Genomic DNA, 24,504 nt, shown 5'->3' with positions numbered 1-24,504 from the left:
TTGAGCAAGAACTCTGATGTCGAGCGCGCGTAACCCATGCGGCCGTGGGCAGACAGTGCCCGGCACGGGTCGGAAAACAGCCGATTGCGGCCGCATGGGTTACGCGCGCTGGGAGCCTGCGTTCTTGCCTAGGAACTCTCGCGCTGCACCCATCCTACGGGTTCGAATTGTGCTTGGCGGGCGCGGGCGGCTGGGCGCCGCTTCTCACCAATCCCATCTGCACGGCTATGTAGGCCGCTTCGGCCTGGTTGCGCGCATTGAGTTTCCAGTACAGGGTGCGCGCGTGGCTTTTTACGGTCGCCACCGAAATGCCTACCTGCTCGCCGATCTCCCGCATGGTCTTGCCCTGCACCAGCAGCTGCAGGATCTCTTCCTGCCTTTGCGTCAATTCGCGTAGTTCCGGCGTCGGAGCATGCGCGGCGCCTTGCGGCCGGGCAATGGGCTGCGGATAGCACTCCCCTCCCGCAAGCACCAGGCTCACCGCGGCGGCTAGCGCGTCCGGGTTGGACGCCTTCGGCAGGTAGCCGGCGACGCCGGCGCGCGCACACGCCGCCATGACGCCCTGGTCCAGCACGGAATAGAGCACGAGGACCAGCCGGGGCATGAAAAATGCCATCGACTGCGACAGGAGCCCGACGTCCTGTTCCGCCAGGCCGCTGCAACCCACGACCAGCAATTCCACTGGGCGGTTGATCGAGCTGGACATATTGAGCAGATGCGCTGGCGAGATGGCCAGGATGTCGTCGGCGTTGCGCACACGCTCCAGCACATGCTGGATCGCGACACGAAGCAGAGCGTAGTCTTCGATCAGTACGGTTGTCATCCCGGAGGGAACCTTGTGACACGTGGCCCATACACGGTTCCCATGACGCTGGCGCATCGTCGCTGCAATGACAGGCTGCTTGCGCCACCGGCCTCACGGGAAGCTCGTCCACCGCATCGGATCGAATTGGCGAGGCGGTGGTGGATCGCCCTGTCAACCCATGCTAGCGGACACAACCCATGCTATCAGCGGCTACGTTCGCTGAATCTCGTTCAGGTGGATGAATGGTGGAGGAATGCCGTTGCACTGCAACCACCGCACTGCTATGTAAGACGTAGCCGCGATGGCTATGCGCGGACCCGGCAGCCATGAAACTTGCGTTCCAGGCTGCCGGGGCAGGCTGCGCGACCCACAACCTCATCCAACCTTGCGACCATAAATCTGCCCGGCGTCCACATCCCTGCCGTTGGGCTCATGCCATTCCAGGGTCGCGCCGCGTTGCAGCGCCGCGTACACGGCTTCGCCCTTGTTCTTGACATGCAACCTTTGGTACAGCGTGCAAGCGTGCGTCTTCGCCGTGGCCACCGAAATATTGAGCATCCTGCTGACCGTCTTGATCGGATAGCCGCGGGCCAGGAGCACCAGCACCTCATACTGGCGCGGCGTGATCTGCAGCAGCTGGGCTCCCGCGCTGACGGGCATCGCGCCCTTGGCCACGGTGTCTTCGGCATCCCGGGCGGGCAGCGCGCAGACCGCTTGCGCGGGCGCCTGCAAGGCCTGTTCGCTGGGGAAGCACTGCCCGCCAGCCATGACCAGGCGGATCGCCGCCTCCAGGATTTCGACCGAGGCCGTTTTCATCAGGCAACCATACACGCTGGCGCCAGGCAGGCCCTGTACCGGCATGGGCAACGGCATGACGTCCGTCAACAGCAGGATCCGCTTCGGCGTAAGGACGCGCTGGATCTCATGCAAAGCGCTCCAGGCCTCGTCGGTGTCCACCGGCAACCCATAGATGAGGAGATCGGCACCCGCATGCACGCCATCGGCCTTGGATACATCCGCCAGGCCCATCCCCTCGATTTCCCACACATCATCCAACTTGCTAAGAATCTGCCACAACCCCAACCGCAAGAGCGGATGGGCTTCAATCAGGACCATCTTGGCCATGGTGTCCTCCCGGTTTTTCGACGGGCCTAGAAGGGATCTTCGCTGTGCTGAAGACTATTTTTTTTCCAGCCCTGCGGGGGTGGTCCGCAATATCCCGGAATATCTAATGAAGCCGCACCGGGGCGTTTGGGCTGGGAGACTTTGGTAGCCAACATAACGGATGGCATGGACCCATCTTATGGTTCGAAATTGGCAAAATCAAGACGTTTCGGGGCGATATAATCCGACAAAAACAGAAATCATTCGTTAGCCTTAATCACTGCCGTAAATCAGGATGAGATGTCGCTTTCGTCCTTTCGGGCGCTAGGGTTTTCACCAGCGCTTCCTGCGGCGCAAACGCCGTTTTCCCTATGAAGACAGGCCTGGGCGGTGCCCTATTCCGGCGGAGCCGCAGCTGTCACGGCCAAGAAAAAGGCCGCCCCCGGGCATCCGCCGGACGCGGCCATGAACCGCCGATATCGGGTCCGATAGCTGTCTATATGTTTCCACGGACACATCATGCCCGTGCGCGCTTTCCGTATTCGAAATATGGGTAACATTTTAATTTGTGCGCCGCCAGCATGATTTACTCCATATAGGCGAAATCAAATACCGTATGCCCCCCCTGGTGGTGCCAATGGTGCATTGAAGCATGACGCTTTCTCAGGAAACTGGCGTAGTGGATTTCGCCGTCCGTTTCCACATACGTGGAGGGTGAGAGCTCTTCGATCCGGTTCAGCGAAACGCCCTTGCCGTAGTGGCAGAAGCCCTGGTATTGGGCGCAGCGCATCACTTCCCCGCCAGGCGACACAACGATCCCGGCGTTGCGGGCACGCATCGGGTTGCGGACGATGGGGTTGCAGGCATGCGGCGTCCATTCCGTTGAGCGCGGTGAATCGGCGAAAAAGGCGAATAATTCATCGCAGTGGCTTTGCCCGTCTGTGCGATCGATATTTGTTAATAGCCACCAATATTCGCCGTGCTTGAAAATAATGGTATCCACCGCGGATATATTAGTCATCAGATTAACATCCAACTCCCACTTGAGCGGAAATTCCGTGCATTTCCATAGCTCTATACTACGATTTCCGCAGGTCTCCGGCACCATATAGGTAACGCCCTCATGCTCGAATATATACGGAAACGATAGGTGGTACGGCAGGTTCAAGGCCGTCCCCAGCAGGCGGAAAGCCCCGTCGGAGTAGGTCGCGACGGAGATCGTCCCCTTGCGGGAATTAAAATCGTAATCCTCGAAAAATATATATGGCTTTTTATCCTGGGTATATACGAACGGATCCGCGAAGAATCTACCCTTGGGAGGCTGCAGCACCATGGCCTCGGATACCACCGCTTGTTGCCTGGCCGATGGAAACATACCGATCCGCCAGCGTATGTTGCGCTTCATGACGCGGCGCACAATCAAATCCGACATTAACCAGGCCTGGCGCGCGATATAGGCGGCGCTATTCCACTCGACCGGATCGTCCCGGCGCTGGCCGCTCATGATCTGCATGCCGGGCGGCGCCGCGGCTTGCCTGGCGCGGACCAGCGCCTGGAGCGCGTCGAAGGCCATGAGATTTCCCAGGCTGAACGCACGGGCCTGATTCTTCAGCCAGAACACTTCGGTATTGAAACTGCGCTGGTCCAGCAATTCGTCCTCTTCCAGCCTGGCGCCGACGCGCCAGAGCTTTACCGTGGTGTGGTCTTCGCGTTGATAGACCTCCCAGAAACCGGCATACCGGCTGGTCGCCACCGCAATGTCCGAATAACTCAACTGCCATACGCCCAGCCGCGCCCAGCCCACCATCTGTTCGCGCGAAGCCGGCGGCGCGCCCAGCGTGATCACCAGATCCAGCCCCATTGCCGCCACTTCGTCGCGCGCCTCCGCCGCGGCGGCATCCGGTTCCAGGGATACGACGGCGGCCGTGTCCGGCGGCATGCTGTCGCGCATGTCGTGGCAGGCCAGCATTTCGCGCTGTTTGGCGGGCAGCAGCCGAGACTCCAGACGGGACAAGGTGCCGAACAGGGCTTTCACGCCCAGGCGGGGCGACCTGTCGCTGGACGACCCGTTCATCACCAGCAAAGCAGCCAAATCGAAATCCTGGCTGTGCCGAAGCCACTCGACCATCTCATGCATCCAGCCGGGCTGCTCATACCCATCAACCAGCAGTCCCACTCTGTAGGTCTTCATTTCTCCTGCTCCTGTGTCGGGCGAGTTCGCATCCGCTGCCCGTACGGCGAACGGGCTAGCCATGCATGCCGGTCTTGTGAGTGCCGCGCATTCGAGTCCTCGCGCTGATACTGCGGTGTTTTTGGCTTGTCTTCCAGACCACATTTATCCTAGAGCGGCAGTCCGAGGACAAAAGGCTCAGATTCGCGCGAACGGCGGAGACGCCGGCTCGCCCGCCTGCATGGCGGAACTCATCCGCTTGGCCGATACTGGGGCGGCCGCGGACGGGCCTCTCTGGCCGGGCGCCTGCACGCTAGTGGTAAACCCTATTGGGGATAGCCGAGGCTCGCTTCTCCGCCGTCCCTAACGCATAATGGTTTTTAAACGAACGTTTGAATTCAACCTTATGCAAGAAATCAGATCCCCCAGCACCCGTGAAGCGATCCTCGATACGGCGGAGGCCCTGTTCGCGCAACAAGGCCACGACGCGACGTCGATGCGGCAGATCACGGGCGCCGCCGGCGTGAACCTTGCGTCGGTGAACTATCACTTCGGCTCCAAGGAGTCACTCGTGCAAGCGGTGCTCAAACGCCGCCTGGCGGTGCTGAACCGCGAGCGCCTGCGGCTTTTGGATGAACTGGAGGCGCAAGCCCAGGGCAAGCCCCTGAAGCCGTCGCAGATCGTGGACGCCTTCTTCGGCACGCTGCTGCGCCTGGCGGCCGACCCGGCCCAGGCCGGCAGCACCTTCCTGCCGCTGCTGGAACGCACCATGACCGACCCCTCGGACTTCATCCGCGGCCTGTTCGCCGAGGAGTACGCGGACGTGCTCGAGCGCTACCGCAACGCGCTGTTCGCGGCGCTGCCCGACGTGCCCAAGGCGGAAATCATGTGGCGCTTTCAGTTCATGCTGGGCGCCACCTCGTACGCCATCATCGGCACCGACCTGCTGCGCTCCGTGACGGGCTGGACCATCGACGAAGCCGAACAGCCCAACAATCCGGATCTGCTGCTGCCCCGCCTGATGAGTTTCCTGCTCGGGGGCCTGCGCTCTCCGCTGCCGCAAGTGCCCTCAGCCTAGGGCGTCCAATATCCATGGAGGCAAGAACATGAACGCAGTCATCGTCGCCCTGGTCGTCATCGTGCTGCTCGCGGCCATCGTGGTGGGCGTGCGTCCCATCCGCCGGGCGTTGCTGTCCGCCCCCATCTTCAACCTGTACCGCAAGGTGCTGCCGCAGATGTCGGACACCGAGCGCGATGCGCTGGAGGCCGGCACGGTATGGTGGGAAGGCGAACTGTTCCGCGGCCGGCCCGACTGGAGCCGCCTGCTCGCCTATCCGCGCCCGCGGCTGACCGAAGAGGAACAGCGATTCCTTGACGAACAGGCCGAAGAGGCGTGCCGCATGGTCAATGACTGGGACGTCACCCAGGAACGCTACGACCTGCCCGCGGAGGTCTGGAGCTACCTCAAGGCCCAGGGTTTCCTCGGCATGATCATTCCCAAGGAATACGGCGGCCTGGCGTTCTCGGCCTACGCGCATTCCGAAATCGTGACCAAGCTGTCCACGCGTTCGTCCGCCCTGGCGGTGTCGGTCATGGTGCCGAATTCTCTCGGCCCCGCCGAGCTGCTCCTGCACTACGGCACGGACGAACAGAAGAACCATTACCTGCCCCGCCTCGCCCGCGGCGAGGAAGTGCCCGCCTTCGCGCTGACCAGCCCCTGGGCCGGTTCCGACGCCGCAGCCATTCCGGACAGCGGCATCGTGTGCAAGGGCGAATGGCAAGGGCGCGAAGTGATCGGCATGAAGGTCACCTGGGACAAGCGCTACATCACGCTGGCGCCGGTCTGCACCCTGCTGGGCCTGGCCTTCCGCCTGTACGATCCGGACGGCCTGCTGGGCGGCAAGAAAGACCTGGGCATCACGTGCGCGCTCGTGCCGCACGACCATCCCGGCGTGGACACCGGCCGGCGCCACTTCCCGCTGAACGCGATGTTCATGAACGGCCCCACGCGCGGCACGGACGTCTTCATGCCGCTGGACTTCATCATCGGCGGCCCCGCCATGGCGGGACAGGGTTGGCGCATGCTGATGGAGTGCCTCGCGGCGGGGCGTTCGATTTCGCTGCCCTCCTCCAACACCGGCATGTCCAAGCTGACGGCGCGCGCCGTGGGCGGCTATGCGCGCGTGCGCAGCCAGTTCCGCATGCCCGTGGGCAAGTTCGAAGGCGTCGAAGAGGCGCTGGCGCGCATCGGCGGCCACACCTACATGATGGACGCCGCCCGCAGCATGACGGCCGGCGCGGTGGACCTCGGCGAAAAGCCCTCGGTCGTTTCCGCCATCGTCAAATACCACGTGACCGAACGCGCGCGCCAGGTCGTCAACGACGGCATGGACGTCATCGGTGGCAAGGGCATCTGCCTGGGCCCATCCAATTTCCTGGGACGCGCCTATCAGCAGATCCCCATCGGCATCACCGTGGAAGGCGCCAACATCCTCACCCGCAGCCTGATCATCTTCGGCCAGGGCGCGATCCGCTGCCATCCCTATGTGCTGGCTGAAATGCAGGCCGCGCAGTCGTCCGACCGTCGGCAGGGCCTGGCCGACTTCGACCGGGCCTTCTGGGGCCATGCGGCCTTCGTCGTCCGGAACGCGCTGCGCGCCGCCGGCACGGCCTTGACGGGCGCGCGACATGTCGGCGTCAACGCCGATGTCGCGCCGGAAATGAAGCGCTATTACCAGTTGCTCAGCCGCTACAGCGCGGCGTTCGCGCTGCTCGCCGACACCTCCATGCTGGTGCTGGGCGGCAGCCTGAAGCGACGCGAACGCCTGTCCGCGCGCCTGGGCGACATCCTCTCGCAGATGTACCTGGCCTGCGCCGCGCTCAAGCGCTTCGAGGACGAAGGCCGCCAGGCCTCCGACGCCCCCCTGGCGCATTGGTCCGTCCAGGATGCGCTCTTCAAGCTGCAGCAAGCCTTCGACGGCGTGCTGGACAACCTGCCCAACCGCCCTGTGGCATGGATCCTTGCCCGCCTGATCTTTCCGTGGGGCCGCCGCCAGGCCTTGCCGTCCGACCAGTTGGGCCAGGACGTGGCGCGCCTGCTGATCCAGCCCAGCGCCGCGCGCGACCGCCTGACCTCGGGTTGCCACCTCCCCGACACTGACCAGGAGCCGGTGGGCGCCATCGAACAGGCGCTGGCCGCCACGCTCGAGGCCGAACCCATCGAAGCCAAGATACGCGACCTGGAAAAACGCGGCGCGCTGGAAGGCAATCCGCAGGCCAACGTGCGCGACATCGCCGATGCCGCTTTCGCGATCGGAGGGATCACCGCGGAAGAATACGCGGTGGTGAAACGCCGCAACCGCTTGCGCGATGCCGTGGTGAAAGTGGATGATTTCAGCTTTGATTTCGGCGCCGAGGACCGCATCGAGCCCACGGCCGAACGCAAGGTCGCCTGACGGAGGAATCGGATGGCATTCAAACCGGTCTACGTGGTCGATGGCCTGCGCACTCCCTTCCTGAAGGCGCGCACGGGCCCGGGCCCCTTCTCCGCCGGAGACCTCGCCGTGCAGGCGGGCCGCGCCCTGCTGCTGCGCCAGCCCTACGCGCCATCGGATCTCGATGAGGTCATCGTGGGCTGCGCCGCGCCTTCCCCCGACGAGGTGAACATCGGCCGCGTGATCGCGCTGCGGCTGGGCTGCGGCAACAAGGTGCCGGGCTGGACCGTGATGCGCAACTGCGCATCGGGCATGCAGGCGCTGGATTCCGCCATCGCCAACATCCAATCGGGCCGCTCGCAATTGGTGCTGGCCGGCGGCACGGACGCGCTGTCGCGCGCGCCGGTGTTGTTCTCGGACGACATGGTGCGCTGGCTGGCGGAATGGTATGCGGCCCGCGGCATGGGCGCCAAACTTGCGGCATTGCGCCGGTTCCGGCTGCGCAGCCTGGCGCCCGTGATCGGCCTGCTCAAAGGGCTTACCGATCCCGTGGTGGGGCTCTCCATGGGGCAGACCGCCGAAAACCTCGCCACCCGCTTCGGCATCGACCGCGCCGCGATGGACGCCTACGCGGCGCAGAGCCACCGCCGCGCGCTCGCGGCCCGCTCCGCAGGCGCCATGGGCGAGATCGCGCCCTTGATCGACACGCAAGGCCGGCTGTACCCTGAAGACGATGGCGTGCGCGCGGACTCCACGTCCGAAAAACTGGCCAAGCTCAAACCCGTCTTCGACAAGCCTTGGGGCAACATCACGGCAGGCAACAGTTCGCAGGTTACCGACGGCGCCGCCATGCTGGCGCTGGCCTCCGAAGAAGCCGTCCGCGAGTGGAACCTGCGGCCGCTGGGCCGCATCGTGGACAGCCAATGGGCCGGCCTGGACCCGGCGCAGATGGGCTTGGGTCCCGTGCACGCCGCCACCCCGATCCTGCAGCGCCACGGCCTGGGGCTCAATGACCTGGACTTGTGGGAGATCAACGAAGCCTTCGCCGCGCAGGTGTTAGGCTGCCTCGCCGCCTGGCGCGACGAAGCCTATTGCCGGGAACATCTCGGCACGGCGGCCTGGGGAGATCTCGATCCCGGCCGGCTCAATGTCGACGGAGGCGCGATCGCGATCGGGCATCCGGTGGGCGCATCCGGCGCCCGCATCGTGCTGCACCTGCTCGACGCCCTGAAGCGCCGCGGCGCCAGGCGCGGCATGGCGGCCATCTGCATCGGCGGCGGCCAAGGCGGCGCGATGCTGGTCGAAACCCTGGACGAGGACCGCCCATGACCACGATGGACACGCTCTCCCACTGGCGCCTGGACCGCGATCCCGATGGCCTGGCCTGGCTGACCTTCGACCGCGCCGGCAGCGCCGTCAACGCCTTGTCGGCCGACACCCTGGCGGAGCTCGGCATCGTGCTGGACGCGCTGGACAAGGCACCGCCCAAGGGCCTGGTCATTCGCTCCGGCAAGGCCACGGGTTTCATCGTAGGTGCCGACGTCAATGAATTCGCAAGCCTGGACACGCCCGAACAGGCGCGCGCGCTGGTTGCCCGCGGCTGGAATCTCTTCAAGCGCGTGGCCGCCCTGCCATACCCCACGCTGGCCCTGATCGAAGGCCATTGCCTGGGCGGGGGCCTGGAGCTTGCCCTCGCGTGCCGCTATCGCGTGGTGGCGGACCAGCCCGGCACCTCGCTCGCGCTGCCCGAAGTCATGCTCGGCATTTTCCCGGGCTGGGGCGGCATGCTGCGCCTGCCGCGCCTGATCGGCGCGCCTGCGGCGCTGGACATGATGCTGACGGGCCGCGGCGCCGACGCGCGCCGCGCCGCGGCGCTGGGTCTGGCGGACGCCCGCGTTCCGCCGCGCCTGCTGCTGGCGGCCGCCCGCCAGACCGTGCTGTCCGGCAAGGCGGCGCGACGCGCGGGCGGCCTTGCGAGCTTGACCAATCTCTGGCCGCTGAAAGCCATCGTGGCCCAGCGCGCCCGCAAGCAGATCGCCGCCAAGGATCCTCAGGGCCACTACCCCGCCGCGCCCGCGATCGTGGACCTCTGGGAGAAGCACGGCGGCAATGCGCTGCTGGCGCCAGAACTGATCGACCGCATCCTCTCGTCCGGCACCGCCCGCAACCTGCTGCGCGTGTTCCGCCTGCAGGAGCGGCTGAAGGCCAACGGCAAGCAAGCCGGCATCGCTCCCGCGCGCCGCGCGCACGTGGTGGGCGCCGGCGTGATGGGCGGCGACATCGCGGCCTGGTGCGCGCTGAAGGGCATGACGGTCACCTTGCAGGACCAGGACATGGCCCGCATCGCGCCCGCCCTCAAGCGCGCGGGCGAATTGTTCGCGCGCCGCCTGAAAGATCCGCGCCTGGCGCGGGCCGCGTTCGATCGCCTGATCCCCGACCCGTCGGGCGACGGCGTGCCTCTGGCCGACGTGGTCATCGAAGCGATCAGCGAACAGCCCGACGCCAAGCGCGCGCTGTACCGGTCCCTGGAGCCCCGCATGAAAGCGGACGCCCTGCTCGCCACCAACACGTCCAGCCTGTCGCTGGAGACCCTGCGCGCCGGCCTGGTCCGTCCCGGCCGCCTGGTCGGCATCCACTTCTTCAATCCCGTGGCCAAGATGCCCTTGGTGGAAGTCGTGCACGCGGAAGGCGACGCGGGCGACGCGCAGGCCCGCGCCTGCGCCTTCGTGGGCCAGATCGACAAGCTGGCGCTGCCCGTCAGGAGCGCGCCCGGCTTCCTTGTCAATGCCGTGCTGGCGCCTTACATGCTGGAAGCCATGCGCAGCGTGGACGAGGGCCTGGCGCCGCAGGCCGTGGACGCGGCCATGGTTGCCTTCGGCATGCCGATGGGGCCGCTCGAACTGGCCGACACGGTAGGCCTGGACATCGCGCGCGCCGCCGGCGAAGAACTGGCCGGCGGCGCCGCGCCACCCCGCTGCCTGGCCGACCGGCTGGCGCGCGGCGAGCTCGGCAGGAAAAGCGGCCAGGGCTTCTACGCCTGGCGCGACGGCAAGGCGGTAAAGAACGCAGGCGAACCGGCCGGCGCGCCGCCGGGGCTGGCTCGGCGCCTGATCCAGCCCTTGATCGACGCCACGCGTCAGCGCGTGGATGCCGGCATCGTCGCCGACGCCGACCTGGCCGACGCAGGCGTGATTTTCGGCACGGGGTTCGCGCCTTTCACGGGCGGCCCCATGCATTACCAAGGCAGTGAGGGACCGGCACCGGCCGGGATGGCAGGATCCGCAGTGCAATAGCGGCATATATCCAACACGAGGAGGCAGTACCATGAGCAGACGTTCATTGTCCCTGAGCACCTTGTCGGCCTTCGTGGTCGGCATGGGCGCGGCTACGGCGGCCCACTCGGCCGGCTTTCAGCTCCTTGAGCAGAACGCCAGCGGCCTGGGCAACGCATACGCGGGCTCGGCGGCAAATCCGGAAAACGCCAGCATCATCTACTACAACCCGGCAGGCATGACCTACCTGCCCGGCTTCAACGTGTCGGGCGGGGTCAACCTGATCAAGCCGTCCTTCAAGTTCAAGGACAACGGCGACAGCCGCAACCCCAGCATCCCCGGCCTGCCGGGCACGGGCCTGGGCGGCTCGGCGCCCACCGGGGGCAATGGCGGCGACGCCGGCAATCTCGGCGTGGTCCCCAACCTTTACGCATCCTGGCAATTGAACGAACAGTGGTATCTGGGCCTGGGCATCGGCGCGCCGTTCGGCCTCATGACCGAATACGACGACGACTGGGTGGGCCAGTACCACTCCAACAAGTTCGACATCAAGACGATCAACATCAACCCCTCGGTCGCGTACAAGGTCAATGAAAAGTTCTCGATGGGCTTCGGCCTGAACTGGCAGCATATCGACGCCAACTACAAGAAGAAGACCGTGGTCCCCGTGCCAGGCCTGCCGCTGGGCACGACCGGCGACGCCGACCTGAACCTCAAGGGCGACGCCTGGGGCTGGAATGTGGGTTTCATGCTGCAACCCACCGAGGACACCCGCATCGGGCTGTCCTACCGCTCGAAGATCAAGCACACGGCCAAGGGCGACACCGACATCGACAACATCTACCCGCGCGGGAACTCGGTATCGTTCGATTCCAAGGCCACCGTGTCCCTGCCCGACACCCTGATCCTGAGCGCGTCGCACCAATTGAACGAACGCTGGGAGCTGCTGGGCGACGTCTCCTGGACCGGCTGGAGCAGCATCCCCAGCCTGAAGATCCGCAACTCCGGCACCGGCGCGCGCGACGACGAGCTGCCACTGAACTTCCGCGACACCTGGCGCGTCGCGCTGGGCGCCAACTACAAGTTCGCGCCCGACTGGAAGTGGAAGTTCGGCGTGGCCTTCGACCAGTCGCCCGTCTACAAGGAATCCGACCGCCCGACTTCGCTGCCCGACAATGACCGCTACTGGTTCTCCACCGGCGTGCAGTGGCAGGCAACCAAGAACACGACGCTGGACGTGGGTTATACCTATCTGTACCTGCGCAAGACGGACATCGACACCACGTCCGGCAACCAATTGACCAAGGGCCGCGTCGCGGGCACCTACGACAGCAGCGCCCATATCCTGGGCGTGCAGCTGTCGGCCCGCTTCTAGCCCCGGACGGCGGGTCCGCCCGCCTTCCGCTCTTTCAGGAGAATCCCTTGAGCAAGTTCGTCGTCAAACACGTCGCCGTGCTGGGTGCCGGCGTCATGGGCGCGCAGATTGCCGCCCACCTGGCCAACGCCGGCGTGCCCGTCACGCTCTTCGACCTGGCCGCGCCGGAAGGCGACCGCAACGGCACCGTGAAGAAGGCGCTGGCCGGCCTGCGGAAACTGGAGCCCGCGCCGCTGGCGGGCGCCGCCCGCCTGGCGCTGATCACGCCGGCGAACTACGACGACCACCTGGACCGACTGCGCGGCTGCGACCTGGTCATCGAGGCCATCGCGGAACGCATGGACTGGAAGACGGCGCTGTACGAACGCATCGCGCCGCACGTCGCGCCAGGCGCCATCATCGCGTCCAACACCTCCGGCCTGTCCATCGACGCCCTGGCCCACGCGCTTCCCGAAAGCCTGCGCGACCGCTTTTGCGGCATCCATTTTTTCAACCCGCCGCGCTACATGCGGCTGGTGGAGATCATCGCCACCCCTCACACGCAGGCCTCCGTGCTCGACCAGCTGGAAACCTGGCTTACCTCCAAGCTGGGCAAAGGCGTGATCCGCGCGCTGGACACCCCGAACTTCGTGGCCAACCGCATCGGCGTATTCTCGATCCTGGCCGCCATGCACCACACGGCCCGCCTCGGGCTGGGCTTCGACGAAGTGGACGCGCTCACGGGCCCTAAGATCGGCCGCCCCAAGAGCGCCACCTACCGCACCGCCGACGTGGTCGGCCTGGACACGCTCGCCCACGTCGTGGGCACCATGGAAAAGAACCTGCCCGACGACCCCTGGCACCGCTATTTCGCCCTGCCCGGCTGGCTGTCGGCCCTGATCGGCAAGGGCGCGCTGGGCCAGAAAAGCGGCGCGGGCGTCTACCGCAAGCAGGGCAAGGAAATCCAGGTGCTGGACCTGAAGGCCCAGGACTACGTGCCCAGCGCGGGCAAGCTGGCCGACGAAGTCGCGGCCGTGCTCAAGGAGCGCGACCCCGCCCGCCGCTTCGCCGCGCTGCGCGCGAGCAACCATCCGCAGGCGCAATTCCTGTGGAGCCTGTTCCGCGACATCTTCCACTACAGCGCGGTGCAGCTCGAACACGTGGCCGACAACGCCCGCGACCTGGACCTGGCCATGCGCTGGGGCTTCGGCTGGTCGCAAGGGCCGTTCGAAACCTGGCAGGCCGCCGGCTGGCAAGGCATCGCGGCCGCCGTGGCCGAGGATATCGCGGCCGGCAAGAGCATGAGCGACGCGCCGCTGCCGGCCTGGGTGCTGGAACCCGGCCGCCAGGGCGTGCACACGCCCGAGGGCTCTTATTCCGCGCGCTCGGGCCAGTTGCGCCCCCGTTCGACGCTGCCCGTGTACCGGCGCCAGCTGTTCCCCGAGCGCGTCTTCGGCGAAGGCCCGGACGACCGGGGCACCACCGTGTGGGAAAACGAAGGCGTACGCTTGTGGAGCCTCCCCGAGGTGGACGCGGGCATCGCGATTCTCTCGGTCACCTCCAAGAACCACACGCTGGGCGCGGAGGTGCTGGAGGGCATTCTGCAGGCGGTGGCGCAGGCCGAGCGCGAATTCGACGGGCTGGTGATCTGGCATGACGCGCCTTTCGCCGTCGGCGCCAATCTGCAGCAGGTCGCCGAAGCCTGCGCGGCCGGCCAGTGGGAAATGCTGGAGGCCACGGTCGAGAAGTTCCAGCGCACCTCGCAATCGTTCAAGTATGCGCAGATCCCCACCGTCGCGGCCGTGCAGGGCATGGCCCTGGGCGGCGGCTGCGAATTCCTCATGCATGCCTCGCACCGGGTGCTGGCGCTGGAGAGCTATATCGGCCTGGTCGAAGCCGGCGTGGGGCTGATCCCGGCGGGCGGCGGCAGCAAGGAATTCGCCGGCCGCGCCGCCGCGCTGGCCGCCCGCACGGCCACGCCGGGCGAGGTCTTCCCGTACCTGCAGCCGGTCTTCCAGAACATCGCCATGGCGCAAGTGGCCAAGAGCGCGCTCGAAGCCGTCGCGGCAGGTTTCGCCCGCGACCACGACGTGGTCGTGTTCCACCCGGGCGAACTGCTGTTCGTCGCCATCGGCCAGGCGCGCGCCGCGGCGGACGCCGGCTACACGCCGCCCCCGCGCCTGCGCGACGTTCCCGTGGCGGGCCGCAACGGGATCGCCAATTTCGAAATGGTGCTGGTCAACATGCGAGAGGGCGGCATGATCAGCGCCCACGACTACCGCGTGGCGCGCAGCGCGGCCGTGGCCCTGTGCGGCGGCGAGGTCGACACCGGCACGAAGGTGGACGAGGAATGGCTGCTGGCGGTGGAACGCAAGGAATTCGTGGCGCTGCTGCGCACGCCCGAAACCCAGGCGCGCATCCGCCACACGCTGGACACCGGCAAGCCCCTGAGGAACTAGGCCCACCCCCGCAGCGCCTTCGGCGCTTCCCCCTGCAAGGGGGCGCCGGCTGCGGACCGGCAAAGCCGGATCCGCGCGGCCCCGATGAGGTAAGGCAGCGGAATGCGGGAGGCCATGTGCCATGGACACACAAGGAACCACTATGAGCAAGCAGATTCAAGACGCCTACATCGTCGCCGCAACGCGCCTGCCGGTGGGCAAGCGCAACGGCGCCTACGCCACCACCCGCCCCGACGACATGCTGGCCGCCGCGCTGAACGGCGCGCTGGCGCAGGTGCCGGGGCTGGATCACGCCCGCATCGAAGACGTGATCGCGGGTTGCGCCATGCCCGAGGCCGAGCAAGGGATGAACGTGGCCCGCATCGGTCTGTTGCTTGCCGGCCTGCCGCAAAGCGTGGCCGGCGTCACCGTGAACCGCTTCTGCGCCTCGGGACTGCAAGCCGTCGCCGACGCCGCCTCGCGCATCCGCATGGGCGAGGCCGACATCATGATCGGCGCCGGCACCGAATCCATGAGCGCCATGCCGCAGATCATGGGCAACAAGGTGTCGATGAACCCGGCCATCTTCGCGCACGATGAAAACATCGGCATGGCGTTCGGCATGGGCTTGACGGGCGAAAAGGTCGCCGAGCGCTGGAAGGTCTCGCGCGAGGACCAGGACGCCTTCGCCCTGGCCTCGCACCAAAAGGCCTGCGCGGCCATCGCCGCCGGGCATTTCCGGGCCGAGACCACGCCCTACGAAGTGGTGTCCCACCTGCCCGACGCCAGCGGCGCCGTGCGCGTCGTGCGCCGGTTGGTCGAGGTGGACGAAGGCCCGCGCCCCGACAGCAGCGCCGAGGCGCTTGCCCGGCTGAAGCCCGTATTCGCCGCGCGCGGCAGCGTGACGGCCGGCAACAGCTCGCAGATGTCGGATGGCGCCGCCGCCGTGGTGCTGGTGTCGGACCGCATCCTGCGCGAGTTCAACCTCAGCCCGCTGGCGCGCTTCGCCGGATTCGCCGTGGCCGGCGTGCCGCCCGAGGTCATGGGCATCGGCCCCGTCGCGGCGATCCCCAAGGTGCTGGCGCGCACCGGCATTTCACAGGACGACCTGGACTGGATCGAACTGAACGAAGCCTTCGCCGCCCAGTCCCTGGCCGTCATCCGCGAACTGAAGCTGGACCCGGCCAAGGTGAACCCCCTGGGCGGCGCCATCGCGCTGGGCCACCCGCTGGGCGCGACCGGCGCGATCCGCACGGCCACGATCACCCATGGCCTGCGCCGCACCGGCGGCAAGTACGGCCTGGTGACCATGTGCATCGGCACCGGCATGGGCGCCGCCGGCCTGTTCGAGGCCATGTAGGCGCCGCGGCCGGCAACATGAAGCCTTATTGGTTCAAGAGCCTGTCGCCTCAGTGGCGCGCGCGCCTGATGCGGGTGGGGTTCAACCTGCATCCGGCGTTTCGCGCCACCGGCGGCCGCGTGGTGCTCGTGTCGCCGGATTTCCAGCACATCCGCATCAAGCTGCCGCTGCTGCGCCGTACCCGCAACATCGTCGGATCCATGTACGGCGGCTCGCTCTTCGCGGTGACGGACGGGGCCCACCCCACGATGCTGATGTCCGCGCTGGGCGCGGATCACGTGGTCTGGGACAAGGCGGCCTCCATCCGGTACCGCAAGCCCGCCTATGCGACCCTGTATGCCGACTTTCGCCTGCCGCCCGGAGAAATCGCGGAAATCCGCCGGCTCCTGGCCCTGGAACACGAAACCACCCGGAACTACACGGTGGAGCTGAAGGACAAGGAAGGCGTCGTCTACGCCGTCGTCGAACGCACGATCTACATCGCCGACAAGAAGTTCTACAAGCAGAAGACCCCAGGAGGAGACAAATGCCCAGCATCCCCGGAGCGAGATCCGCCGCCCTGAGCCTTGTGCTGGCGGCCTGCCTGGCCGGCGGCAGCGCGCAAGCCGCCGATGTGGAGATCGCCGGCGTGAGCGTGCCGGCCGCCCTGTCCTCGGGCGGGCAGGAGCTTGTGCTCAATGGCGCCGGAGTGCGCACCAAGTTCATCGTCAAGGTCTATGTGGCGGCGCTGTACGCCACCGAGAAAAGCAGCGTCGCGGCCGCCCTCATCGACAGCGACAAGCCTCGCCGCGTCCGGCTGATGCTGCTGCGCGACGTGGACAGCAAAAGCCTGGACGGCGCCCTGCAGGAAGGATTGCGCGACAATACGCCCGCACAGGAGCTTACCGCGCTGAAAGCGCCGGCGGATCGCCTGTCCGCCCTGATGGCGGAAATCGGAGCCGTCCGGGAGGGCGACGTGGTCGATCTGGACTTCGACGCCCGGGGCGTCTCGATCACCGACAATGGCAAACCGCGGGGCCGCATCGACAGCCCCGCCTTCGCCCGCGCCCTGTTGCGCGTCTGGCTGGGCGACAAGCCCGCGCAGGCCTCCCTTAAGAATGCCCTGTTGGGCAACTGAGCCACATAGCGACGATGGAACGAATCTGGCAGAAAAGCTACCCTCCCGGCGTGCCCGCGGAGATCGAGATCGACGGCGCGACGACGCTGGTCTCGGTCGTGCGCGACAGTTGCCGGCGCTACGCGGACAAGACCGCCTACATCAGCATGGGCAGGTCGATGCGCTATGCGGAACTCGACCGGCTGACCCGGGACTTCGCGGCATGGCTGCACGCCAACGGCCTGCGCCGCGGCGACCGCGTCGCCCTCATGATGCCCAACCTGCTGCAGTATCCCGTCTGCCTGTTCGGTGCCCTGCGCGCCGGCTGCGTGGTCGTGAACTGCAACCCGCTCTATACCGCGCACGAGCTCCAGCACCAGCTGGCCGACTCGGGCGCCCGCGCCATCGTGGTCGCCGACAACTTCGCCGCCATCTTGCAGAAGGCCCGGGCCGGCACCGCGGTGGAACGCGTGCTGGTGACCTCCATCGGGGAATTGCTGGGGCCGCTCAAGGGCCGGCTGGTGGACTTCGCGGTCCGCCGCGTCAAGCGCATGGTCCCAGCCTGGTCCCTGCCCGGCGCCACGAGGCTGGGCGACGCGCTGCGCGCGGGGCGCGACGCGCCCTTTGCCGAAGTGGAGCTGGAGCAGCGCGACCTGGCCTGCCTGCAATACACGGGCGGCACCACAGGCGTGGCCAAGGCCGCCATGCTGACCCACGGCAACCTGGTGGCCAATCTCAGCCAGGCCTATGCCTGGGTCAGGCCGCTGGTGACAGAAGGCGAGGAATGCATCGTCACGGCGCTGCCGCTCTATCACATCTTCGCGCTCACGGCGAACTGCCTGACCTTCATGAAGATGGGCGCCAGCAACCTGCTCATCATCAACCCTCGCGACATTCCCGGGCTGGTCAAGGAAATGCGCAAGGTGCCGTTCTCCGCCTTCACGGGCGTCAACACGCTGTTCAACGCCCTGCTCAACAATCCGGATTTCGCGCGCCTGGATTTTTCGCGGCTGCGCCTGACGATGGGCGGCGGCATGGCGGTGCAACGCTCGGTGGCGGACCGCTGGCAGGCGCTGACCGGCCGGTCGCTGGCGCAGGCCTACGGGCTGACCGAGACCTCGCCCGCGGTCACGATCAACCCGCTGGACGTGAAGGTCTTCACCGGGTCGATCGGGCTGCCCGTGCCGTCCACCGACATTTCCATCCGCGACGACGAAGGCCGGGAACTGGGCATAGGGGAAAGCGGCGAGATCTGCGTGCGCGGCCCGCAGGTCACCCAGGGCTATTGGAAGCGCCCCGACGAAACCGCGCTGGTCCTGTACCCGGACGGCTTCCTGCGCACGGGCGACATCGGCTACGTGGACGAGAACGGCTACGTGTTCCTGATAGACCGCAAGAAAGACATGATCCTCGTCTCAGGCTTCAACGTGTACCCCAACGAGGTCGAGGACGCGGCCGCCCTGCATCCCGGCGTGAAGGAAGTGGCCGCGGTGGGCGTGCCCGACGAGCGTTCGGGCGAAGCCGTCAAGCTGTACGTGATCCGCAAGGACCCGGCCCTGGACGCCGAGACCCTGATCGCGCATTGCCGCCAGCAACTGACCGGCTACAAGGTGCCGCGCTACGTGGAGTTCCGCGAAGACCTGCCTCGCACTAACGTCGGCAAGATCCTGCGCCGCGAGCTCAAGCCCGCCGCGCAGCAAGCCGCGCGGGCCCAGGCGGGCTCCCCGGCCAAGACCTGAGCGCGCCCGACGCGCTCACCACTGGCCGAAGAAAACGCCGGCCCGCTTGTGGGCATTCGTCGCTTTTTCCACGGCCTCGTCGCTGATCGTCGTGCGGCGCTTGCCGCGCAGCATCCAATCCAGCAGGCGCTGGCGCAGTTCCTGCCGGATGCCCGCATGCGCGCTGCTGCAGCCAAGGTCCTGGTACTCGTCGGGATCCGCGTGCAGGTCGAAGAGCTGCTCGGGCTCGTCCAGCCAGTGCACGTAGCGCCATCGGTCCGTCCGCACCGACCAGGCGCGCGCGTTCTGCGGCGTCTTGCCGCGCAGGATGCGCGCCTGGCGAAAACTGTAGTCGAGCTCCGAAAACACGCAATCCCGCCACGGCGCGGCGGCATCCCGGCCGTGCAGCAGCGTTTGCAGCTCCCTGCCCTCCAGGAGGTGGCCGGGCCCCGGCGTTCCCAGGGCGCGCAGCACCGTGGGAACGAGGTCCACGCTTTCGACCATGTCGGCCAACGCCTTGCCGCGCGTGGCGTCGGCTTGCGCCGAGGGATCCATCACGATGAACGGCACGCGCTGCACGGTGTCGTAGAACAGCTCCTTTTCGCCCAGCCAATGATCGCCCAGGAAGTCGCCGTGATCGGCCGTGAACACAATGAGCGTGTTCTTCATCAAGCCCGCGCTTTCCATATAGTCGAAGAGGCGGCCCAAGTGATCGTCCAGTTGCCGGATCAGGCCTTGATAGGCGGGCCGCACCACGCGCACGCACTCGTCCGTGGAAAAGCTGATGCTCTCTTCCTGCTGCCGGTAGGCGGCCACCACCGGATGCGCGTCCGCCAGCTCCTCGCGGTTGCGCCGCACCGGCAGGCATTGGTCGGCCGTGTAGCGCTGGTGATAAGGGGCCGGCGCCATGTACGGCCAATGCGGCTTCACGTAGCTCAGGTGCAGCACCCATGGCTGGCCGCCGCGCCGCTTCATGAAGTCCAGCGCCTGGTCCGTCATGTAGGCGGTCTCGGAATGCGCTTCCGCCACGCGCGAGGGCAGATGCACGTTGCGCATGTTCCAGCCGCTTACGACACGGCCGTCCGCGTCCACTCCCGCGATGACATAGTCGGTCCACGGGTCGGCGCTGTCATAGCCATGCCGGCGCAGGAAAGCGGGATAGCCGCTTTCCTCGCCGGGGGTGTGGTGGCCGTCGTAGCGGTCCAGCTCGGTGAAGCCGCCGCGGGCGAGCAGCACGCCCAGCTCGGAAGCGCCGTCGATGGCCAGCCGCTCCATGCCGGCCCTGTCCGGAATGATGTGCGTCTTGCCGGCCAGCGCCAGTTCCCGCCCCTGCCCCGCCAGGTACTCGCCCAGCGTGATTTCGTTCACCGACAGGGGCACACGGTTCCAGGTCGCGCCGTGGCGCGACGGATACCGCCCCGTGTAGTAGCTCATGCGCGACGGGCCGCAGACGCCCGAGTTCACGAAGGCGCGCTCGAAGCGCGCGCCGCGCGCCGCCAGCGCGTCCAGGCTGGGGGTCTGCAGATAGGGGTGGCCGTAGCAGCTCAGGTGATCGGCGCGCAGCTGATCCGCCATGATGAACAATACGTTCTGTACCGCGCTCATCTCCGCTCCTATTGTTCCGCCTTGAAGCCGGAGGCGCGCACCACCGGCTCCCATTGCTTGCGGTAGGCGGCCAGCGCGTCGGCAGTGCCGCCCGCGTCCAGGGCCACCGGCTCCAGATAGGCCGCGCGCACGGCTTCCTGCATGGCGGGCTCGCGCAGGATGGCCGCGATGTCCGCGCCCAGGCGCCCGATCTTGGCCTGCGGCATCGCCGCGGGCGCGAAAAACGCGTTCCAGCCGTCGGCCGCCAGGTTCACGCCCTCCTCGCGGAACGTGGGCACGTCCTTCAGTTCGGCGTCGCGGGTGTCGCCCGAAACGGCCAGGATGCGGATCTTGCCGGCGCGGTGCTGCGGCAGCAGGGTATCCAGCGTGTCGATGCCTTGCGGAAGAATGCCGCCGATCAGCTCGGAGATCAGCGGCGAAGAGCCCCGGTAGCCGACCACTTCCGGTTCCTGGCCTATTTCACGGCCCAGCATCAGCGCGAAGAAGTGCGGCAGGCTGCCCGTGGCGGGCACGCCCACCGTGAATTGCCCCGGGTGCGCCCGCAGCCACTGGCGCAGGCCGCCCAGGTCCTGGATCGGCGAACCGGCGGACACGGCCAGCGCGAATTTGTAGCGGCTGACCAGCGACACGGGCTTGAAGTCGCGCTGGGCGTCGTAGCCGGGCTGGGCGTAGACCAGGGGCGCCACCACCATGACGGCGGGATTAGCCAGCATCAGCACGTTCTGGCTGGCGGGAGCCGCATGCAGCCCCTGGGCCGCGATGCGGCCGCCCGCCCCCGTCTTGTTCTCGACCACCACTGGCACGCCGACCCGCTCCTTCAGCCGATCGGCGACCAGCCTCGCGATGCGGTCGGAACTGCCGCCCGGGGGATACCCCACCACAATGGTCAGCGCCCCGTCCAGCGGCGCCTCTTGCGCACAGGCCAGCGGGACGGCCCCCGCCAGCGTTGCCGCGACCGCGGCCCCTGCCATCCACTTACGCATTGCCTTCTCCTGGAGACAGCGGCCGGCTGTCGATTATGGTTGTCACTGTCTGGCCGATTCCCAAATAGGAAAATTGAATTTAGCAACGTGGACATTTGTTGATCTAATCCAGGACTTCCGATAACGATATGCGGCGCGTCAAGGAGAAGCAGCCATGCCGACCGTCCCCCCGCCCGGCCAACGCCATCTTGCGGACATGCTGATGTACCGGCTCTACCAGGCCTGGTCGCAATCCAATCCCGTCTTCCTGCGCCTGTGCGAAGGACGATTCGGCATCACGCGCCGCGAATGGCGCATCCTGGCCTGCGCAGTCGAAGGCGGCATCATGAGCTCGGCCGAACTGGCCGCGGCCGCCAAGCTGGACCTGCCCCGCACGTCGCGCACTCTGGGCGCACTGTGCGAAAAAGGCTGGCTGCGGCGCCTGCACGACAGCGCCGACCGCCGCGTGGTGCGCGTGGAGGCGACGGACGAGGGTGTGGCGCGCTACCAGGGGCTGTTGCCCGAAGTGTCGCGGCTGAACGATCTCCTCGTGCAGGATCTGAGCGCCGACGAGGTGGCCCTGCTGCGCGACTTCCTCGGCCGCATCGAACAGCGCGGCCGCCGCATGGCCGAAGACAATATCGTCGCGGACAAGGCCAGCCGCCGCGAAGGCGGCACGCGCCGCGCGCGCTACGCCTAAGGCCCGCCTGTCGCGCCGCGCCAACAAACTGGCAGCCCGTATCGCTGCTGTGTGAACGACCTGCAAATCGCTGATAGCACGGCTTTTTTTCGGCATTCCCCGGCCGGAGGCGCCACGCCGCAGGGCTTTTTTACATATGGGATCGCCCCGTTTCCTGACAGCGTCTCCACAATTAATTAATAATAATTATCGTTGCCATTCGTATATTCAATCGGTTGCGGACCGTCCGCGGCCGCTGGGGAAAAACTCTTGAAACGCCACACTCAACCAGTCGCGCGGCGCGCGCGGCCCCACGCTCTATTGCCCATCGCCGCCGCGCTGGCCGCCTGCATCGGCAGCCCGGCGCTGGCGCAGCCCTCCGAGCCCGCCACGATCCTGCCCGCCGTGCAGGTCATGGGCGTGGGCGAAACCGCCACCGGTCCGGTAGAAGGATACGTGGCCACGCGCAGCTCCGCCGGCACCAAGACCGACACCCCGCTGTCGGAAACGCCCCAGGCCATCACGGTGATCCCGCGCGACCAGATCGTCGACCAGGGCGCGCAGAACATCCAGGACACCATGAATTACGCGGCCGGAGTGCGCCCCAACGCGTACGGCGTGGACAACCGCGCCGACTATGTCCGCGTCCGGGGCGTCGAGCCGGTCCAGTATCTGGACGGGCTGCGGCAATACTTCAGCTACAACAATCCGCGCACCGAGGTCTATGCGATGGAACGCGTCGAGGTGCTGCGCGGCCCCTCGTCCATGCTGTACGGACAGGGAAGCACCGGCGGTATCGTCAACCTGGTCAGCAAGCGTCCGCTGGAGGAACGGCAAGGCGAGATCGGCGTGGTGCTGGGCAATCACAACCGGCGCGAAATCCAGGCCGACCTGACGGGCCCCGCCAGCGAGGACGGCCAGTGGCTGTACCGGGTCATCGCCGTGGGCCGCGACAGCGACACCCAGGTGCAGTACGCGCCGGATGACCGGCTGATGCTGGCGCCGTCGCTGACCTGGCGCCCCAGCGCCGCCACCTCGCTGACCTTCCAGGCCACCTGGCAGAAGGACCGCGCGGGCACCACGCAATCGTTCCTGCCCTGGAGCGGTTCGGTGCAGGAGAACCCCAATGGCCGCATCCCGACCCGGCGCTTCGCCAGCGAGCCGGGCTTCGATGCGTACGATACCGAGCAGTTCAGCGTGGGCTGGCTGTTCGAGCACCAGTTCAACGACAAGTGGAAAGTCCGCCAGAACTTCCGCAACACGGTCAGCAGCGTGGACTACAAGACGCTCTACCCCAACGTGTACGGCGCCCGCCGCGGCGATTCCTACATCGATCCGGAGCAACAGACCGTCGACCGCATCTTCTACGTCAACAAGCCGCGCATGCGCACCCTGCTGGCCGACCAGAACCTGGAAGGCAAGCTGAACTGGGGCCGCACCGAACACACGGTGATCTTCGGCATGGATTACTCGCGCTACCGCGAAACCAGCCAGACGGCGGGCGGCGCCGGTTCGCCGCTGAACCTGTTCCATCCGGAATACGGCAACGTCCCCGAGTACGAGCTGTCGGACAATCCCAAGATCAACCAGCAGCAGATCGGCTTCTACGCGCAAGACCAGATCAAGTTCGACAGGAACTGGATCTTCCTGGCCGGCATCCGCCGCGACCGCGCGGACAGCACCACCGAAGGCCAGGACCGGGAAACGGACCAGGCCACCACCAAGCGCTTCGGCCTGATGTACGCCGCGGACAATGGCTGGTCGCCCTATATCAGCTACAGCGAATCGTTCACCCCGATCGCGGGCGCGGATTTCTATAACCAGCGCTGGAAGCCGATGCGCGGCAAGCAGGTGGAGGCCGGCATCAAGTACATGCCCAAGGACGCCGACATCGAATTCACCGCGGCCGCCTACGACCTGCGGGAAAAGAACCGCCAGACCAACGATCCCGACAACCCCAACAACCAGCTGCAGGCCGGCAAGACGCGCACGCGCGGCGTGGAGCTGGAGCTGCGCGGCCGCGTCACCAAAGAGCTCGACGTGATCGCCAACTACATCTACACCGACCTGGATCCGCAGCTTGAAGCCCAGCCCAAGCACATGGCGTCCATGTGGGGCAAATACCGCTTCGCGCTGGCGGGCCAACCCGGCTTTGCGGTGGGGGCCGGCGTGCGCTACCTGTCGGCCTTCCGTGACGGCGGCGCCCCCGAGACCCCCGCCGTCACGCTGTTCGACGCCATGCTCAGCTACGACAACGGCCCGTGGCGCTATGCCCTGAACGTGAACAACATCGCGGACCGCACCTACGAGGTGGTCTGCCTGGATCGCGGCGATTGCTTCTACGGTGCCCGCCGCACCGTCATGCTGAGCGGCGCGTACCGTTTCTAGCACCATCTCTCCCAGGGCGGGAAAACCTGTACGTACATGCTGTACGTACAGGTGTACACTACGGTTTTTCCCCATATTTTCAACCGCCTGACAGACGCGCGCACGAACGTCTGCAACCA

General features: G+C 66.7%; 17 protein-coding genes. 12 read left to right on the top strand and 5 right to left on the bottom strand.

Features of this window, described 5'->3' with window-relative positions; translation table 11 throughout:
- Positions 1-154 precede the first annotated feature (154 nt).
- From JL37_RS23680 to JL37_RS23670, 3 genes are all read right to left on the bottom strand, one after another.
- On the bottom strand, positions 155-823 hold the full coding sequence (locus JL37_RS23680; protein WP_043547391.1) for a response regulator transcription factor: 669 nt from the start codon (positions 821-823) through the stop codon (positions 155-157).
- Between the two features lie 357 nt (positions 824-1,180).
- On the bottom strand, positions 1,181-1,930 hold the full coding sequence (locus JL37_RS23675) for a response regulator transcription factor (RefSeq protein ID WP_043547389.1): 750 nt from the start codon (positions 1,928-1,930) through the stop codon (positions 1,181-1,183).
- Positions 1,931-2,495: 565 nt separating this feature from the next.
- Positions 2,496-4,100 (bottom strand): hypothetical protein, encoded by a 1,605-nt coding sequence (locus JL37_RS23670; protein ID WP_043547388.1) that lies wholly within the window; start codon positions 4,098-4,100, stop codon positions 2,496-2,498.
- Between the two features lie 385 nt (positions 4,101-4,485).
- Between JL37_RS23670 and JL37_RS23665 the strand changes: the two genes are divergently transcribed.
- The 10 genes from JL37_RS23665 to JL37_RS23620 all read left to right on the top strand — a co-directional run bounded on the left by JL37_RS23665 (position 4,486) and on the right by JL37_RS23620 (position 18,772).
- A complete protein-coding gene (locus JL37_RS23665) occupies positions 4,486-5,157 on the top strand; it encodes a TetR/AcrR family transcriptional regulator (protein WP_043547387.1) in 672 nt (223 codons plus the stop codon).
- A 28-nt stretch (positions 5,158-5,185) separates the two neighbouring features.
- Positions 5,186-7,534 carry an acyl-CoA dehydrogenase gene (locus JL37_RS23660; RefSeq protein WP_043547386.1) on the top strand — a complete coding sequence of 783 codons (2,349 nt, stop codon included), beginning with the start codon at positions 5,186-5,188 and terminating at the stop codon, positions 7,532-7,534.
- A gap of 12 nt (positions 7,535-7,546) precedes the next feature.
- A complete protein-coding gene (locus tag JL37_RS23655; RefSeq protein ID WP_043547385.1) occupies positions 7,547-8,842 on the top strand; it encodes an acetyl-CoA C-acetyltransferase in 1,296 nt (431 codons plus the stop codon).
- On the top strand, positions 8,839-10,806 hold the full coding sequence (locus tag JL37_RS23650) for a 3-hydroxyacyl-CoA dehydrogenase NAD-binding domain-containing protein (RefSeq protein ID WP_043547383.1): 1,968 nt from the start codon (positions 8,839-8,841) through the stop codon (positions 10,804-10,806). The genes JL37_RS23655 and JL37_RS23650 overlap by 4 nt, the downstream gene beginning before the upstream one ends.
- A 31-nt stretch (positions 10,807-10,837) precedes the next feature.
- Positions 10,838-12,160 carry an OmpP1/FadL family transporter gene (locus JL37_RS23645; protein ID WP_043547382.1) on the top strand — a complete coding sequence of 441 codons (1,323 nt, stop codon included), beginning with the start codon at positions 10,838-10,840 and terminating at the stop codon, positions 12,158-12,160.
- 47 nt (positions 12,161-12,207) lie between these two features.
- Positions 12,208-14,598 carry a 3-hydroxyacyl-CoA dehydrogenase/enoyl-CoA hydratase family protein gene (locus tag JL37_RS23640; protein ID WP_043547381.1) on the top strand — a complete coding sequence of 797 codons (2,391 nt, stop codon included), beginning with the start codon at positions 12,208-12,210 and terminating at the stop codon, positions 14,596-14,598.
- A gap of 142 nt (positions 14,599-14,740) precedes the next feature.
- Positions 14,741-15,937 (top strand): acetyl-CoA C-acyltransferase, encoded by a 1,197-nt coding sequence (locus tag JL37_RS23635; RefSeq protein WP_043547378.1) that lies wholly within the window; start codon positions 14,741-14,743, stop codon positions 15,935-15,937.
- 17 nt (positions 15,938-15,954) lie between these two features.
- A complete protein-coding gene (locus JL37_RS23630; protein WP_043547375.1) occupies positions 15,955-16,500 on the top strand; it encodes a DUF4442 domain-containing protein in 546 nt (181 codons plus the stop codon).
- Positions 16,464-17,054 (top strand): chalcone isomerase family protein, encoded by a 591-nt coding sequence (locus JL37_RS23625; RefSeq protein ID WP_043547373.1) that lies wholly within the window; start codon positions 16,464-16,466, stop codon positions 17,052-17,054. The genes JL37_RS23630 and JL37_RS23625 overlap by 37 nt, the downstream gene beginning before the upstream one ends.
- Positions 17,055-17,068: 14 nt before the next feature.
- Positions 17,069-18,772: an AMP-binding protein gene (locus tag JL37_RS23620; RefSeq protein WP_043547371.1), complete on the top strand. Its 1,704-nt coding sequence runs from the start codon at positions 17,069-17,071 to the stop codon at positions 18,770-18,772.
- A 15-nt stretch (positions 18,773-18,787) separates the two neighbouring features.
- On the opposite strand, the gene JL37_RS23615 is transcribed toward JL37_RS23620, so the two are convergent.
- Together JL37_RS23615 and JL37_RS23610 are read right to left on the bottom strand one after the other, a co-directional pair.
- On the bottom strand, positions 18,788-20,356 hold the full coding sequence (locus JL37_RS23615; RefSeq protein ID WP_043547370.1) for a sulfatase-like hydrolase/transferase: 1,569 nt from the start codon (positions 20,354-20,356) through the stop codon (positions 18,788-18,790).
- 8 nt (positions 20,357-20,364) lie between these two features.
- A complete protein-coding gene (locus tag JL37_RS23610; protein WP_043547368.1) occupies positions 20,365-21,339 on the bottom strand; it encodes a Bug family tripartite tricarboxylate transporter substrate binding protein in 975 nt (324 codons plus the stop codon).
- A 154-nt stretch (positions 21,340-21,493) separates the two neighbouring features.
- On the opposite strand from JL37_RS23610, the gene JL37_RS23605 reads away from it, so the two are divergent.
- Together JL37_RS23605 and JL37_RS23600 are read left to right on the top strand one after the other, a co-directional pair.
- Positions 21,494-22,018 carry a MarR family winged helix-turn-helix transcriptional regulator gene (locus JL37_RS23605; protein ID WP_043547366.1) on the top strand — a complete coding sequence of 175 codons (525 nt, stop codon included), beginning with the start codon at positions 21,494-21,496 and terminating at the stop codon, positions 22,016-22,018.
- Positions 22,019-22,267: 249 nt separating this feature from the next.
- Positions 22,268-24,385: a TonB-dependent siderophore receptor gene (locus JL37_RS23600; RefSeq protein WP_043547365.1), complete on the top strand. Its 2,118-nt coding sequence runs from the start codon at positions 22,268-22,270 to the stop codon at positions 24,383-24,385.
- Positions 24,386-24,504 lie beyond the last annotated feature (119 nt).

The organism is Achromobacter sp. RTa, from assembly GCF_000757485.1.
Taxonomy (GTDB): Bacteria; Pseudomonadota; Gammaproteobacteria; order Burkholderiales; family Burkholderiaceae_B; genus Achromobacter.
Note: the sequence above shows the minus strand (reverse complement) of the source record. Positions and strands in the feature narration are given on the sequence as shown.